16 protein-coding genes are annotated in these 15,686 nt (G+C 63.1%); 13 read left to right on the top strand and 3 right to left on the bottom strand.

Translation table 11 applies throughout. From position 1 onward, the window contains the following. The first annotated feature begins 10 nt into the window (after window positions 1-10). The 12 genes from VL752_RS09160 (at window position 11) to VL752_RS09105 (ending at window position 12,411) form a co-directional block, all read left to right on the top strand. A complete protein-coding gene (locus tag VL752_RS09160) occupies window positions 11-151 on the top strand; it encodes a hypothetical protein (protein WP_325354375.1) in 141 nt (46 codons plus the stop codon). A gap of 15 nt (window positions 152-166) precedes the next feature. Further along, window positions 167-1,465 (top strand): NAD-dependent dihydropyrimidine dehydrogenase subunit PreA, encoded by a 1,299-nt coding sequence (gene preA / locus VL752_RS09155; protein ID WP_325354369.1) that lies wholly within the window; start codon window positions 167-169, stop codon window positions 1,463-1,465. Next, window positions 1,462-2,724 carry a Zn-dependent hydrolase gene (locus tag VL752_RS09150; RefSeq protein ID WP_325354367.1) on the top strand — a complete coding sequence of 421 codons (1,263 nt, stop codon included), beginning with the start codon at window positions 1,462-1,464 and terminating at the stop codon, window positions 2,722-2,724. Before preA ends, VL752_RS09150 begins: the two co-directional genes overlap by 4 nt. Continuing rightward, a complete protein-coding gene (locus VL752_RS09145; RefSeq protein WP_408863077.1) occupies window positions 2,721-3,548 on the top strand; it encodes an ABC transporter ATP-binding protein in 828 nt (275 codons plus the stop codon). The genes VL752_RS09150 and VL752_RS09145 overlap by 4 nt, the downstream gene beginning before the upstream one ends. Next, window positions 3,541-4,428, top strand: coding sequence for an ABC transporter permease (locus VL752_RS09140; RefSeq protein WP_325354365.1), 888 nt, complete (start codon window positions 3,541-3,543; stop codon window positions 4,426-4,428). The genes VL752_RS09145 and VL752_RS09140 overlap by 8 nt, the downstream gene beginning before the upstream one ends. Further along, on the top strand, window positions 4,425-5,378 hold the full coding sequence (locus VL752_RS09135) for an ABC transporter permease (RefSeq protein ID WP_325354363.1): 954 nt from the start codon (window positions 4,425-4,427) through the stop codon (window positions 5,376-5,378). The genes VL752_RS09140 and VL752_RS09135 overlap by 4 nt, the downstream gene beginning before the upstream one ends. Before the next feature lie 203 nt (window positions 5,379-5,581). Further along, window positions 5,582-6,541, top strand: a complete 960-nt coding sequence (locus VL752_RS09130) for an ABC transporter substrate-binding protein (protein ID WP_413788768.1) — start codon at window positions 5,582-5,584, stop codon at window positions 6,539-6,541. Window positions 6,542-6,673: 132 nt separating this feature from the next. Continuing rightward, the gene (locus VL752_RS09125; RefSeq protein WP_325354361.1) at window positions 6,674-7,912 is read left to right on the top strand and encodes a branched-chain amino acid ABC transporter substrate-binding protein; all 1,239 of its coding nucleotides are present in this window, start codon (window positions 6,674-6,676) and stop codon (window positions 7,910-7,912) included. A 212-nt stretch (window positions 7,913-8,124) separates the two neighbouring features. Next, window positions 8,125-9,054, top strand: a complete 930-nt coding sequence (locus tag VL752_RS09120) for a branched-chain amino acid ABC transporter permease (protein WP_325354359.1) — start codon at window positions 8,125-8,127, stop codon at window positions 9,052-9,054. 13 nt (window positions 9,055-9,067) lie between these two features. Then, a complete protein-coding gene (locus VL752_RS09115; RefSeq protein WP_325354357.1) occupies window positions 9,068-11,152 on the top strand; it encodes a branched-chain amino acid ABC transporter ATP-binding protein/permease in 2,085 nt (694 codons plus the stop codon). Further along, window positions 11,145-11,867 carry an ABC transporter ATP-binding protein gene (locus VL752_RS09110; protein WP_325354355.1) on the top strand — a complete coding sequence of 241 codons (723 nt, stop codon included), beginning with the start codon at window positions 11,145-11,147 and terminating at the stop codon, window positions 11,865-11,867. The genes VL752_RS09115 and VL752_RS09110 overlap by 8 nt, the downstream gene beginning before the upstream one ends. A gap of 52 nt (window positions 11,868-11,919) precedes the next feature. Continuing rightward, window positions 11,920-12,411 (top strand): YaiI/YqxD family protein, encoded by a 492-nt coding sequence (locus VL752_RS09105; protein WP_325354353.1) that lies wholly within the window; start codon window positions 11,920-11,922, stop codon window positions 12,409-12,411. Window positions 12,412-12,420: 9 nt separating this feature from the next. On the opposite strand, the gene VL752_RS09100 is transcribed toward VL752_RS09105, so the two are convergent. Genes VL752_RS09100 through VL752_RS09090 form a run of 3 tightly spaced genes read right to left on the bottom strand, consistent with a single transcriptional unit; the run spans window position 12,421 to window position 15,093 of the window. After that, window positions 12,421-13,659, bottom strand: coding sequence for an NAD(P)/FAD-dependent oxidoreductase (locus VL752_RS09100; RefSeq protein WP_325354351.1), 1,239 nt, complete (start codon window positions 13,657-13,659; stop codon window positions 12,421-12,423). 7 nt (window positions 13,660-13,666) lie between these two features. Beyond that, a complete protein-coding gene (locus VL752_RS09095) occupies window positions 13,667-13,981 on the bottom strand; it encodes a MocE family 2Fe-2S type ferredoxin (protein ID WP_325354349.1) in 315 nt (104 codons plus the stop codon). 32 nt (window positions 13,982-14,013) lie between these two features. After that, on the bottom strand, window positions 14,014-15,093 hold the full coding sequence (locus VL752_RS09090) for a fatty acid desaturase family protein (protein WP_325354347.1): 1,080 nt from the start codon (window positions 15,091-15,093) through the stop codon (window positions 14,014-14,016). Window positions 15,094-15,231: 138 nt separating this feature from the next. Here VL752_RS09090 and VL752_RS09085 point away from each other — a divergent pair. Further along, the coding region (locus VL752_RS09085; protein WP_325354345.1) for a LacI family DNA-binding transcriptional regulator at window positions 15,232-15,686 on the top strand (455 nt) is incomplete at its 3' end.

Below are 15,686 nucleotides of genomic sequence, written 5' to 3'. Positions count from 1 at the left end.
GCGCATTGCCGTGGATGAGCTTTACCAGACCTCTCTGCCCGGCGTTTTCGCGGGTGGGGACTGCATCGGTCCGGGCGAGGATCTCACAGTTCAGGCCGTGGCGCAGGGCCGGGATGCGGCGCAAGCCATCAGCCGCTTTCTGTCGGCCTGAGAAACGGAGTCCCCCATGGCAGACCTCTCCGTCAACTTCGCCGGTATCAAATCCCCCAATCCCTTTTGGCTGGCTTCCGCGCCGCCGACCGATAAGGAGTACAATGTCGTCCGCGCGCTGAAGGCGGGCTGGGGCGGCGTGGTGTGGAAGACGCTGGGCGAGGATCCACCGATCGTCAACGTTTCCAGCCGCTATGGTGCCGTGAGTTACGGCGGCCAACGGATCATGGGGTTCAACAATATCGAGCTCATCACCGACCGGCCGCTGGACGTGAATCTGCGCGAGATCAAATCCGTGAAGCGGGACTTCCCGGATCGCGCGATCGTCGTGAGCCTCATGGTGCCCTGCGAGGAGCAGGCCTGGAAGGCGATCCTTCCCCTGGTGGAGGAAACCGGTGCCGACGGCATCGAGCTTAATTTTGGCTGTCCGCATGGCATGAGCGAGCGCGGCATGGGCGCGGCTGTGGGTCAGGTGCCCGAATACGTCGAAATGGTCACGCGCTGGTGCAAGCAGAACACGCGCATGCCGGTCATCGTGAAGCTCACTCCGAACGTGACCGATATCCTGCAACCGGCCGGTGCCGCGCATCGTGGCGGCGCGGATGCCGTGTCCCTTATCAACACCATCATGTCCATCGTCTCGGTCGACCTCGACCTGATGGCTCCGACGCCGGTGGTGGGGGGATTTGGCACCCATGGCGGCTATTGCGGGCCTGGGGTGAAGCCCATCGCGCTGCGCATGGTGGGAGAGATCGCGCGCGCCGCCGACATGCGTGGCCTGCCCATTTCCGGCATCGGCGGCATTTCCACCTGGCGGGATGCGGCGGAGTTCATTGCGATGGGTTCCGGCACCGTCCAGATCTGCACCGCCGCGATGCACCACGGCTTCCGCATCATCGAGGATCTGACGGACGGGCTTTCCAACTGGATGGACGGCAAGGGCTATGCCCGGCTGAAGGATTTTCAGGGTGCGGCCATCCCGAATTTTGTCCATTGGGAAGACCTCGACATCAATTTCAAGACGCTGGCGCACATCAACCAGGATTTGTGCATTCAGTGCGGTCTTTGCCATATCGCCTGCGAGGATACGGCGCATCAGGCAATCGGGGCGACCCGGGTGGATGGGAAGCGGCACTACGAGGTGATCGAGGAAGAATGCGTGGGCTGCAACCTCTGCTTCCACGTTTGCCCGGTCGACAACTGCATCACCATGAATCCGGCGGAGACGGGCTTGCCTTTCGCGACCTGGAAGGAGCATCCCAATAATCCGCAGGCGGTGACTGCACCCACCTCACAGACGAAAGCCTTGCTATGAGCCTTGCCACCAACCTCGCGATCGACCCCGCCCGTCTTTGGGACACGATCACCGAAACGGCGAAGATCGGCGCGACACCCAAGGGCGGCGTGAAGCGGCTGACGCTGACCGAGCTTGACGCGGAAGTGCGGCGCTGGTTCATCGCCGCCTGCGAGGAAGCCGGCGCGACCGTCACCATTGACGACATGGGCAATATCTTCGCCCGCCGGCCGGGCCGCGACAATAGCCTTGCCCCGATCGCCATCGGCAGCCATCTCGACACCCAGCCCACGGGTGGCAAGTTCGACGGTATCATCGGCGTGCTCTCCGGCCTCGAACTGCTGCGCACGCTGAAGGATTCCGGCTACGAGACGACCCATCCGATCGAGGTGATCGACTGGACGAACGAGGAAGGCTCCCGTTTCGCGCCGGCCATGCTCTCCTCGGGCGTCTTCGCCGGGGTCTTCACGAAGGATTGGGCCTATGCGCGGGAGGATCGTGCCGGCGTGCGCTTCGGGGACGCGCTGGGGGAAATCGGCTTCGTCGGCGCCGAGCCTTGTGGCCAGCACAAGCTCGCCGCCCATTTCGAGCTTCACATCGAACAGGGGCCGATCCTGGAGGCAGAGGGCAAGATCATCGGTGTCGTCACCGGCGTGCAGGGGATGCGCTGGTACGAGGTGACGGTCAGCGGCAATGACAGCCATGCCGGTTCCACGCCAATGACCCTGCGGCGAGACGCGCTGCTCGCAACCGCGCGGATGATCGAGGTCGTCCATGGCATCGCCCTGGAGCACGCGCCGCATGCGGTGGGCACGGTGGGGCTGATCGAAGCGCGGCCCAACAGCCGCAACGTCATTCCGGGCGAGACCTTCTTCACGGTCGATTTCCGCCATCCGGACGATTCCGTGCTCGCGGTGATGGAGAAGAAACTGAAGGAGCGTCTAGCGGCGGTCGCGGATGCGAGCGCGGTGACGGCCGAGGTCACCTGCATCTGGAACTCCCCCGCCGTGCATTTCGATGCGGACTGCGTCTCGGCGGTGCGGCAGGCCGCCGAGCAGGGCGGGTTTCCGCATCGGGACATCATCTCCGGTGCCGGGCATGATTCGGCCTATGTCGCGGCGGTTGCCCCCACCACCATGGTCTTCGTCCCCTGCGCCGGGGGCGTCAGCCACAACGAAACGGAGAGTGCGGAGCCCGGCGACGTTGCGGCCGGCGCTAACGTTCTGCTGCAGGCGGTGCTGGCTATGGACGCCAAGCTCGCGGAGCGCGAGCCCACGTGAGCGCCACGGCCGCGCAGCCGGCGGTGGTGAGCGTAGCGCAAGGCAAGAGCGAAGCGGCGGTGGTGGCGGAGGGGCTGTCCATCCGTTTCGGCGAAGGAGACGGGGCGACTGTCGCTCTTTCCGAGGTGGACCTTACTATCGGAGGGGGGGATTTCGTCTCCCTGATCGGGCCTTCGGGCTGCGGCAAGACGACGCTGCTGCGCGCCATTGCCGATCTCGTGCAGCCTTCCTCCGGCCTTCTGCGGGTCGCCGGGATGACGCCGGAGGCCGCCCGCCTGGCCCGTGCCTATGGCTATGTCTTCCAGGCGCCCGCCTTGCTTCCCTGGCGCACGGTCGCCCGTAACGTCACCCTGCCGCTTGAGGTCATGGGCCTGCCGCGCGCGCGTCGGCAGGCAGAGGCGATGCGCTATCTGGATCTGGTTGGTCTACGCGATGCTGCCCGCAAGTTTCCCTGGCAGCTTTCGGGCGGTATGCAGCAACGCGTTTCCATTGCCCGCGCGTTGAGCTTCGAGCCGAGCTTGCTGCTGATGGATGAGCCTTTCGGCGCGCTGGATGAGATCACACGAGACGGGCTGAACCTCCATCTCCATGAGTTGTGGGGACGAACCGGGCTGACCGGGGTTTTCGTCACCCATTCCATCCCCGAGGCGGTCTTTCTTTCCACCCACATCGTGGTCATGTCCGCGCGGCCCGGTCGGGTGGTGGAGGTGATCGAGAGCAACCTGCCCCGCCAGCGGCGCCTGGAAGACCGGGAGACGCCCGCCTTCCTGGCGCTTTCCAAGCGCGTTCGGGAGGCGCTGCATATCGGCTACGGCCATGACTGACCGCGGCGAGCGAATAGCCGCTTCCCGCGTTCTGCCAATTCCGACTGTTCTGGTTGTCATTCTCATCCTTTGGTACGCGGCAGCCATCTGGCTCAACGCCCCGCAGGCGGCCGCCTTGATGGACCCGGACCAGCCCGGTGGCTTCTGGGCGCTGGCCCAGGCATGCTGGTCCATGGACCGGCCGGTGCTGCCGGCGCCGGACCAGATTGTTTCGGCGCTGGTCGACAGCGTCTTCGGCTACCCGCTGTCCTCGCCGCGCAACCTGCTCCTGCAGGCAGGCTATACAGCGGAAGCGGCCGCCGTGGGCCTGATCGTCGGCACGGGCTTCGGCATGCTGCTCGCCATGGGCATCCTTTATGTCCGCACGCTCGACCGCTCGGTCATGCCCTGGGTCATCGCGAGCCAAACCGTGCCGATCCTGGCCATCGCGCCGATGCTGGTGGTGGCGCTGGGGGCGATGGGAGTGACGGGCCTCGTGCCCAAGGCTGCTATCGTCGCCTATCTCACTTTTTTCCCGGTGACCGTCGGCATGGTGAAGGGCTTCCGGACGCCCGATCCCCTGCAACTCGACCTCATGCGCACCTACAGCGCCGGGCAGGCGGCGGTCTTTACCAAGCTGCGCTGGCCTTCCGCCATGGCCTTCCTCTTTCCGAGCCTCAAGGTGGCGGTCGCCTTGTCGGTCACCGGCGCGATCGTGGCCGAAATGCCAACCGGTGCCCAGGTCGGGCTCGGCGCCCGGCTGCTCGCCGGAAGCTATTACGGACAGACGATGATGATGTGGAGCGCGCTCGTCATGGCGAGCCTCCTGGCCCTCTCGGCGCTTCTCCTTGTGACCTTGGCGGAGCGGATGGTGGTGCGGATGCGGGGAGGCCGCATGTGACGCGCAGCATGATGGAGCCGCGCGGCGGCGCGCACTGGATCATGGCGGCAGCCGGGCTCATCTTCTGCACGCTCGCCGCCGTCAGCCTGCGGAATTTCGACGCCATGCCCTGGGTCCTGGCCACGATCGGCCTGGTTCTATCCTTGGCGGGGCTTACCCTTTTCGCGCGGGGCGAGAGCCGGGCGGACCGCATCGCCTCGCCCGTGCTCTTCGGCCTCCTGGTGCTCTGGCTCTGGCAGATGCTGACGGTGGGGTTGAAAGTACCCTTTGTCATCCTGCCGCCGCCCTCCGCCATCGCTCTCGCCATCGGGCACAACCTCTTCACCCTCTGGCAGGATTTCGCGCAAACCTTTCTCCACGCCGTCGTGATCGGCTACGCGCTGGGCTGCGGCGCCGGATTTCTCCTTGCCCTGGCGATTGACCGCTCGCCCTTCCTGCAGCGCGGCCTTACCCCGGTCGGCAATCTCATCAGCGCCATGCCCATCATCGGCATCGCGCCCATCATGGTGATGTGGTTCGGCTTCGGCTGGCAGTCCAAGGCGGCGGTCGTCGTGTTGATGACCGTCTTCCCCATGCTGGTGAATACGCGCGCTGGCCTGGCCGAAGCGGGTGCGATGGAGCGGGACCTCATGCGCACCTATGCCGCAGGCTATTGGCAGACGTTGCTGCGGCTCCGCCTGCCCGCCGCGATGCCGATGATCTTCAATGCCCTCAAACTCAACTCGACACTTGCACTGATTGGTGCGGTCGTTGCCGAATTCTTCGGCACACCGACCCGGGGCATGGGGTTCCGCATCTCGACCGAAGCGGCACGGATGAATCTCGATATTGTCTGGGCGACGATTTGCGTGGCCGCCGTCGCGGGGTCGGTCAGCTTCGCCCTGATCGCCGCAATCGAGCGTCTGGTGACGTTCTGGCACCCGTCGCTGCGCGGCGCGCGGCGCGTCTAGGAGGCAGTCTTCAGCACGGCCCGGTGGGCCGAACCGTTTCATGATTTCGCGTTCGGGATCGTTTGGGTTTTGGCGGCATCAAACTTGCTCCCCACCCCCATGGCGGTCTCAGCCTATGTCGATCTTCAGGGAGGGTTATGATGCGACAACCGATGAGGCGACTTCTACTCGGGGCAGGGGCCGCCCTGCTGATAGGCTTGGCCGTGCCGCTTTCGGCCGCCACTGCACGAGCCGCGGATGCGCTCACGCTGCAGCTCAAATGGGTCACCCAAGGCCAGTTCGTGGGGTATTACGTGGCCAAGGCGCGTGGCTTCTACAAGGCGGAGAATCTCGACGTCACCATCAAGCCGGGCGGACCGGACATCAATCCGGACCAGGTACTGGCGGGCGGTGGCGCGGATGTGGTGATCGATTGGATGCCTTCGGCCCTGGCGACGCGCGAGAAGGGCGTGCCCATCGTCAATATCGCCCAGGTCTTCCAGCATTCCGGCATGGAACTGACCTGCCGCAAGGATAGCGGCATCAAGACGCCCGCGGACTTCAAGGGCAAGACGCTTGGCGTCTGGTTCTCCGGCAACGAATATCCCTTTCTCTCCTGGATGGCGAAGCTCGGCTATTCGACCGAGGGCGCCCATCCGGACGTAACGGTTCTGAAACAGGGTTTCAACGTCGATCCACTGCTGCAGAAGCAGGCTGCCTGCATTTCAACCATGAGCTACAACGAATACTGGCAGCTGATCGAAGCAGGGATGAAGCCCTCGCAGCTCATCGTTTTCAAATATCAGGACGAACATGTAGCGACCCTGGAGGACGGGCTTTACGTTCTGCAGTCATCGTTGAATGACTCGGCAAAGGTGGAAAAACTCGCGCGCTTCCTCAAGGCTTCCAAAGAGGGATGGGACTACGCAGCGAAGCACCAGGCCGAGGCCGTCAAAATCCTGCTTGCCGCCGACACGGCGGGAGTACTGACGAAGCAACATCAGACGCGAATGGTTTCGGAAATCGTGAAGCTGATTGGCAGCTCGCCGTGGGGTTATCTCCAGCCCGATGACTACGACCGGACGGTAAATGAACTTCTGTCGACGAAGTCGACACCTGTGATCACAACGAAGCCCGATGGCGCCTACACCCATGCCGTTTGGGACAAAGCATTCAAGAGCTGAGCAAAAACCCAACTTTGGGCGAAATATTTCCTCTGGACTTCTTCCGCGGCCCGATGCTTGCTTGGCCTCCTCAGCGCGGGGCCGAGTCAGCTCCAAATACTGCGTATAAGTTCTGACCCAGGAGAACTACCGATGATTACGAGACGTTCTGCGGCATCCTTGTTCGCCGGTACGGCGCTGGGAGCAGCCCTTGGCCTGCCACGCGTCGCACTAGCAGCGGACAAGACTATCATCATCGGCATCAATCTGCCGATCACCGGCGCGGACGCCGCCGGCGCCAAGCGCATGATGAATGGCGCGCTGCTGGGCATCCAGCAGGCAAATGACGCCAATGAAATCCCTGGCTATACGCTGAAGCCGCTCGTGCTGAACGATGCGACGGCAACGGCCGGCCAGTATGACCCGGCCCAGGCCGCAACGAACGCCCGCAAATTCGTCTCCAACGAGAGGGTTCTGGCCGCGATCGGCCCTGAGATGAGCGGCTCCGCCAAGGCGATGGCGCCGATCCTCAGCGAAGGCAACGTTTCGATGATTACGCCTTCGGCGACCAATCCGGATCTGACCAATCCGCAATTCGCGGCACAGTATATGCCGAGCGGGAAGCCGACCTTCTTCCGCACCGTGACGACCGACGCTTTCCAGGGCCCGAACATGGCGAACTTCTACGCCGAGACGCTCGGCCTGAAAGATGTCTATGTGCTCGACGACAGTGGTGCCTATGGCGTGGGCCTGGCCGATGCCTTCCAGAAGCAGGCCGAAGCCAAGGGGCTGAAGATCCTCGGCCGTGACCGGCTTGACCCGACGGCCTCCGACTACTCGGCGGTTCTGACCAAGATCAAGTCGCTCAGCGCGAGTTCGCTTTACTACGGTGGCGTGAGCAATGCTGGCGTGAAGCTGGTGAAGCAGGCCTATGGCATCGTGCCGACCATCAAGAAGGGCGGTGGCGACGGCATCTATACGCCGGACATCACGACCGGTGCCGGCTTCCCGGCTGCCGAAGGTTGGTATGTGACCAATGCGTCCCCGCATATGACCGAAGATCCGAAGATCGCGAACTGGCTGAACGAATACAAGTCAGCCTTCAACGAATCGCCGGACGACTATGCCATCACCTCCTATGACGGCGTGCTGGTTATTCTTGCCGCGCTGAAGAAGGTGATCGCTGCAGGCAAGGCGCCGACGCGTGAAAACCTGCGCGAGGCGATTGCGAGCTCGACCGTTGATACGCTGCAGGGCCCAGTATCCTTCGACGCCAATGGCGACGTGAAGCAGCGTATCGTCAGCGTTTTCCAGATTACGCATAACCCGAGCTTCCCGCTCGATGACGCCATTCATCAGTTCAAATACATCGGCGTTGCGCCGCAGAGCTGATTGACCTTCGCTGCAAAGGGGTGCCCGCCTGGGCGCCCCTTTCCTCTAGGCGCTTCACGGTCCGGCAATACGACGCTGTGTCATTATTCCGTGTCGCGCGTTCATTCCGTCGTAGGCCTCGTCAGTTTCTATGCTGATTGAGTTTTGGAATGAGATGGCATTGCCTGCGGTTCACCTTAAAAACTTCTGTTGAGAGCCGGGATCTTTTAAGAATGTCCTCCTTCGATCTCCTACTCCAGCAAGTCGTTAACGGTCTTAGCCTGGGCGCGATGTATGCTTTGCTCGCGCTCGGTTTCACGATCGTCTACGGAATCATGGAGCTGATCAATTTCTCCCATTTCAATGTTTTCATGATCGGCTCTTTCGTCGCGATGGGCGTGCTCAGCCTGTTCGGCCTCAGCGGGCAGACGATCCTGCTGCATGGGCTGCCGCTGGTTGGCGTGCTGGCGGTGACACTCGCCATTACGATGGTCGCCTGTGGCATGTTGGGAGTTGGAATCGAAAGACTTGCCTTAAGACCGCTGCGCGGCGTGCAGGGGCCGATGGCAATGATCACGACGATCGGCGTGTCCTACGTTCTGTCGAACGTGGTGATGCTGTCAGTCGGCGCCAATACCAAGAACTTTCCGAACCCCATTCCCGCCGTCGCCCTTCATATAGGCACCGCGCAGATCACGGTATTCCAATTCATCATCTGGGCTTTGTCGGCTGTTCTGATGGGCGGCCTTTATTTCTTCGTGCAGCGGAGCAAGCTCGGTAAAGCGATGCGCGCGACGGCGCAGGACCCGGATGCCGCGCTGATGATGGGTGTCGACGTCAACCGCGTCATCATGACCGCCTTCTTCCTGGGCTCGGCCCTGGCTGGCGCTGCCGGCTTCATTTTCGGCCTCTATTACAACTTTACCAATTTCGGCATCGGCTTCACCGCCGGTCTGCGCGCCTTCACCGCCGCGGTTCTGGGCGGCATCGGCAATATTCCGGGTGCCATGATCGGCGGCATCATCATCGGCCTCATCGAAGCCATGGCCGGCCAGTATGTCGGCGCGAAATGGGCGGACGTCATCATCTTCTCGCTTCTCGTCCTTGTTCTTGTCTGCCGTCCCGCCGGCCTGCTCGGGCGTCTTGCGCCCACCAAGTCCTGAAGGAGATCGGCGCATGGATACGACAACCGCTCCCCCCGATGCCAAGCCGGGACATGAGAACACCAATGCCCTGCCCATGGTCGAGGCACCGCCCGCAAAATGGCACTGGCTGACGAAGCCGTTCGACCGGCCGGGCGTTCGCACCGGCACGATTGTGCTGATCGCCGTGCTCGCCGTGCTGTTTCCTGTCATCACCGGTGATCAGGCGAATATCGACGCCGCCGGCAATGCGGCTGCCTATGCCGCGCTCGCGCTCGGCCTCAATATCGTGGTCGGCTTCTGCGGGCTGCTCGATCTGGGCTATGCGGCCTTCTTCGCGATCGGCGCTTATGCCTATGGCATTCTGACCTCCTGGCAGATCACCCCCGAATGGAGCGGCTTCTGGGTGCCTTTCGCAGCCCTCGGCCTGGTGCAGAAGGTCGTGCAGAACGGCCACACGCTGGTGCATTTCACCGTCTCCTTCTGGCTGATGCTGCCGATTTCGGGCGTCATCTCGGCCTTCTTCGGCCTTCTGTTCGGCGCCCCCACCCTCCGGCTGCGGGGCGACTACCTTGCCATCGTGACCCTGGGCTTCGGCGAAATCGTGCCGATCGTGGCGCGCAACTGGACGGGACTGACCAACGGCGCCGCCGGCCTGAACGGCATCGCGAGCCCGACGCTCTTCAGCTACAAATTCGGCATCGATGCGACCCCGTATTATTATGTCGGCATCGGCGTCGTCGCCTTTCTGATCTTCGCCAGCACGCGCCTGAGGGAGAGCCGCATCGGCCGCGCCTGGATGGCGATCCGCGACGATGAAATCGCGGCCAGCGCCATGGGCATCAACCTGACCCGCTTCAAGCTGCTGGCCTTTGGCTTGGGTGCCGCCTTCGCCGGCATGGCGGGAACCTTCTATGTCGCCAAGTTGCAGACAGCGACGCCGGATATGTTCGGTTTCCCGGTCTCCATCATGATCCTCGTCATGGTCGTGCTGGGCGGCTTGGGCAGCGTCTGGGGCGTGGTGCTCGGCGCCATACTGCTGCAGCTGTTGCAGTCCTGGTTCCTGGGCGATCTCACGCAATGGGTGAACGCCTTCGGCGACACCATCCACAACAACTATCTGAGTTCAGTCGACCTGACCCAGGCGAGCGAGCTGATCTTCGGCATTATTCTCGTCATCATGATGCTTTATCGTCGCGAGGGCCTCATCCCGGCCAACCGGCGGCAGCGGGCGCTCTCCTTCGATCAGCAGCATGCGACGGTGCAGACACATGTTCGCGCCGAGGATATTTCGCTTTCGCAAATCGGTGGCGAAGGCTTCCGGCACGAACCTGGTGATGTGCCAATGCTGGAGATCAGGGATCTCACCGTGCGGTTCGGCGGTCTGGTCGCGCTCAACAAGGTCAATCTCACCGTGCCGGCGGGCAGCGTCGTCGCGGTCATCGGGCCGAACGGCTCCGGCAAGTCGACGCTGTTCAATACCATCACCGGACTGACGCGGGCCGGGGAGGGCAGCATTCTCTTCCGTGGCAACGAGATCCTGGGTATGCCGCCGCATGAGATCCTGAAGACGGGCATCGCCCGCACCTTCCAGAATATCCGGCTCTTCACCACGCTGACGGTCGCGGAAAACATCATGGTCGGCCTGCATGCCCGCCTGAAGGCCGGGCCTTTCTCCGCTGTCTTCCGCTCACCCAAGAAGCTGACGGAAGAAGCGGCGGGACGGGACTGGGTGTTGGAGATCGCCAGGATCTTCGGCAACCGTCTGATGCCGCGCCTGACACAGACGGTGGTCGGCCTCTCCTACGCCAATCGCCGCCGTGTGGAGATTTCCCGTGCGCTCGCCTCCAAGCCGAAGTTGCTGCTGCTGGACGAGCCGACGGCGGGCATGAATACCTCGGAAAGCCTCGAACTCGCCGAGCAGATCAAGGGGCTGCATGCTCTGGGCCTGACGGTGCTGATCATCGAGCACAAGCTCGACGTGGTGACACGCATCGCGGACAAGGTCATCGTGCTCGACCACGGTGAGAAGTTGACGGAAGGCTTGCCCGACGAAGTGCGCCGTAACGAACAGGTTCTGGAAGCTTATCTCGGCCGGGGAGCCGCAGCCCATGCTTGAGTTCCGCAACGTCAATACTTATTACGGCGACCTGCACGTTCTGAAGAACGTCAATTACAACCTGGGCGCGGGTGAGATCATCTGCCTGCTGGGCGGCAATGCCTGCGGCAAGTCCACGACCATGAAGACGATCATGGGCATCGTGCGGCCGACCTCTGGCGAGGTTATCTTCGAGGGCGAGCGTATCGACCGCCTGCCGACCGCCGAGCGCGTGAAGCGCGGCATTGCGCCGGTGCTGGAAGCACGCCGGCTATTCCCCCGCATGACGGTCTTCGAAAACCTGGAAATGGGTGCCTATACGCGCAAGCGCGGTGCCGATTTCGATGCTGACCTGGACCGCGTCTATTCGCTCTTCCCGCGTGTCAAGGAACGGCGCGAACAGATGGCCGGAACGCTCTCAGGCGGCGAGCAGCAGATGGTCGCCATTGGCCGGGCGCTGATGGCCCGCCCGAAACTCATTTGCATGGACGAGCCCTCGATGGGCCTCTCGCCGCTTTTCGTGGAGCAGACGTTCGATATCATCCAGCAGATTAATCGCCAGGGCGTCACCATCTTCATGGTCGAGCAGAACGCGGCGATGGCGCTGTCCATCGCCCATCGCGCCTATGTGCTGCAGACCGGCCAAGTCGTGCTTTCCGGTCCTGCCTCCGAACTGCGTGAAAACGAGCATGTCCGCGACGCCTATCTGGGAGAGATGCAGGTGGTGGCTGCCTGATCCCGTCCGTCGACGCTTGAGGACTGTCCGCGCCCTGGGCTAACCAGGGGGCATGACGGTTCTTTTTATTGATGGCGATGCCTGCCCGGTGCGGGAGGAAGCCTATCGCGTTGCCGAACGGCGCAGCCTTAAGGTCTTCGTGGTAGCCAACGGGTCCCGCCCGATGCGGCCACCTGGGCGGCCCAATGTGGAGATGATCACCGTCTCCGAAGGCGCTGACGTGGCTGACGACTGGATCGCGGAGCGCATAGGCCCAGGCGACGTATGCATCACCTCTGATATCCCGCTCGCCTCCCGCTGTCTGGCGCGGGGCGGCCGTGCGCTCTCCCCGAAAGGACGGGTTTGGACGGAAGACAATATCGGCAGTGCCCTCGCTGGGCGCGCGGTCGCCGAGCATCTTCGCTCGGTGGGTGTCGATACCCGCGGGCCTGCGGCGCTGACCAAGGAAGACCGCTCCCGCTTCCTCGCAGCCCTCGATGCCGCAATCGCCGCTGCCAGCCGGCCGCCCGCGCCGAAATTCATCGTCCCGCCAGGCGGCTTCTGACTCTTCGTTTCAGGCGGCTGCCGGTTCCGCGCGCAGCAGGCTTTTGAGTTTCACCGTGGGATCCGCAAGTGTTGCGGGGTCCGGATGGGCACGCGCCTGGATCAGCATCTCGGCGAGGCGGATCTCTCTCGCCACCTTGCCGATCGGGCCGAAGGCGCTGGCACCGACGAGGCGGCCGCTCTTGAGATGGAAGAAGAGCACGGTGCCACCGAGGTCGCGCGCAACAGTCTGCTCTCCCTCGTCCGGCAGGCCGGCAATCTGAAGTGTCTCGTCGTGCTGGTCAGACCAGAACCAGGGGACGGTGTCATAGGAGGCGGTCTCGCCCAGCATCGAACCAGCGACATGGCGAGCCTGGTCACCGGCGTTGCGCCAGGCTTCCAGGCGCAGCCGCCGGCCGCCGAAAACGGGATGGGGGAAAGAGCAGCAATCGCCGGCAGCGAAGATCGCCGGATCTTCGGTCATCAACCGTTCGTCGACGCGGATGCCATTTTCGGTGGCGAGTCCTGCCGCTTCAGCGAGCGTGGTCTCGGGAAGGGCGCCGATGCCGGCGATCACCGTCTCGGCGCTGAGGTGCCTGCCATCGGCGAGGACTACCGCATGCGCCTGCCCCTCCGTTTCGATGGCCACGAGGCCGACGGCTTCGAGGATGTCAATCCCGGCGGCGCGGTGACGGGCGGCGACGATAGCCGCGACCTCGGCGGGTACTGCCCGCCCCAGGATGCGCGGCGCCATTTCAAGAACGGTGACCTGGCAACCCTTTTCATGCGCACTCGCCGCGAGTTCGAGTCCGATGAAGCCGCCGCCGATCACGACGAGACGGCGGCCGGGAGAGAGCCGCGCACGCAGTGCCAGCGCATCGCCGAAGTGGCGGAGATAGAGCACCTTTTCCGCGCCCGGGATGGCAAGCTTGCGCGGCCGCGCGCCGGTTGCGAGCAGGAGTTTTTCGTAAGAGATGGCGCGGCCGTCGGAGAGCAGAACCTGCCGCGCCGCACGGTCGATGGTGATGACAGCAACCCCGCTGAGATGCCGGATGCGCTTTTCCGCGAGTTCTGCCTCGCTGGTGATGACGGCGGGCGAGGGCTCCTCCGCCGTTGTCATCGCGGTCTTGGAGAGCGGCGGCCGCTCATAGGGCAGGTGGTGCTCCTCGCCGATCAGGGTGATCGGGCCTTCGTACTGCCGGTCCCGCAGCGCGAGGGCTGCGCGACCGCCGGTCTCCCCCGCGCCGATGATGACGATCCCCGCGGTCATTTCCGGTTCAACCGAGATCGACGAAGACGCGGCCGTCTTCGATCTTCACGGGATAGGTGCGGAGATTGACGCAGGCCGGTGCGCCCTTGGCCTGCCCTGTCGGGATGTCGAAACGCCCGTTATGCTTTGGGCATTCGATGATGCGCCCCATGACGAGACCATCGGCCAGATGGACATTTTCGTGCGTGCAGAGGCCTGCTGTGGCGAAAAAGCGATCATTGTCCAGCCTGTAGATGGCGAGGCTGACACCCCCATGATCGAAGCGGATGACGTCCTCCTCCTCGATATCATCTGAAGCGCAGGTATCGATCCATTGAGCCATAGAGCCGTTTCCTCTTGGTCTTGCTTTTGGTTTCAGGCGGCATCCGCAATCGCGGGCGCGTCCATGGGCCGGGCGCCTGCGGGTAGTTCGCGGACGATATGATAGTTCGGGTCCCGCCGCTGCTTCAGAAGCGCCGGGATGATCTCCCGGTAGGCGGCGAGAATGCTTGGATAGGGGGGCGGGCATTGGTCCTTGATTGCCGCATGCAACGCGGGCAAGGCGTGGTAGGGCACCATGGGGAACATGTGATGCTCCACGTGATAGTTCATGTTCCAATAGATGAAGCGCGAGATGGGATTGATGTAGACGGTGCGCGAATTCATGCGATGGTCGAGCACATTGTCGGCGAGCCCGCCATGCTGCATGAGGCCGGTGAGCACATGGTGCCAGGCGCCATAGAGACGGGGCAGGCCCACCAGCAGGAGCGGCAGCCACGAGCCCAGATAAAGAGCGAGCGCGATCGTTGCCGCATAAATCAGAAACCAGGCGCGCGCAACACGGATCACGTTCGGCCACTCGGTCTGCGGAATGAAGGTCTTCTCTTCGGCGGAGATATGTCCAAAGGCGTTCATCACCATGTGCTTCATCGCATCCCATGCATCGAGCACGCCGACAAAGCCCAGGAGTACCCTGATCAGCACCGGCGGACGCATGACCGCGATCTCGGGATCGAGGCCGACGATCAGCGTATCCGTATGATGGCGCGTATGGCTCCAGCGCCACCGCGTCGGATTGCGCATGATCATGAAGCTCGCGACCTGATAGACGGCCTTGTTCATCCATTGAGTCTTGAAAGCCGTGCCGTGGCCGCATTCATGCCAGCGTGAGTCGGTGGAGGACCCATAGAGCACGCCATACGCCGCCAGCGGCAGTGCGGCCCACCAGGATGGCCAAATCCGGATGGCGAGGCCGGCAAAGGCGAAGATGAGCCCGAACCAGATGAGCGTATCGCGAATGGCCGCGCCATCGGAGCGCTGCATCAGCGCTTTCATCTCCTTGCGCGGCAGATTCGTGTGATACCACTCGGCTGACTTGAGGCCGGCCTGTTCCGCTCTCCCGGCATCGACGCCGAGCAGGCCATAGTCTCGCTGTTCTAATGCCGATGACGCCATGGAACGTTTCCTCGGTTCTTACTCGCAGATAGAACGCTTGTTCCACAAAGGCAACTCAGTTATGATGGTTCCTATCATCTCGCATCATTTTATTGCAGAGATGTTGTTGGAGGTCGTGGCCCGCAAATTTAGCCCATCATGGTCAATCGTCCAACCATAGCCGATCTTGCCAACGCCGCCGGCGTCTCCATCGCGACAGTCGACCGCGTCCTGAACCGCAGGTTGCCGGTGAGCGCGGATACTGCCCAACGCGTCGTCCGGGCGGCTGAAGCGATCGGCTACCACGCGATTGGCCTCCTGAAGCGCCGGCTTGTCGAGACGCCGACGCGGCGCTTCGGCTTTCTCCTGCAAAAAAAGGAAGACGTCTTCTATTCCGCCTTTGGCCAGGAATTGGCGAAGGCGACGACGAGCTCTCGGGAGGTGAACGGCAAGGCCTGGGTCGACTTCAGCGAGGAGCTCGTTCCCAGAACGATCGCCGCGCGGCTCGAAGCGATGGCGGAAAAATGCGATGCCATCGCCGTCGTCGCCGTCGATCATCCGCATGTCAGCGACGCGATCGAGCGCGTGACTGAGAACGGAAAGCCGGTGTTCAC

Origin of the sequence: Acidisoma sp. (assembly GCF_035492295.1) — a bacterium.
Taxonomy (GTDB): Bacteria; Pseudomonadota; Alphaproteobacteria; order Acetobacterales; family Acetobacteraceae; genus Acidisoma.
This window is presented reverse-complemented; position numbering and strand designations above follow the sequence as displayed.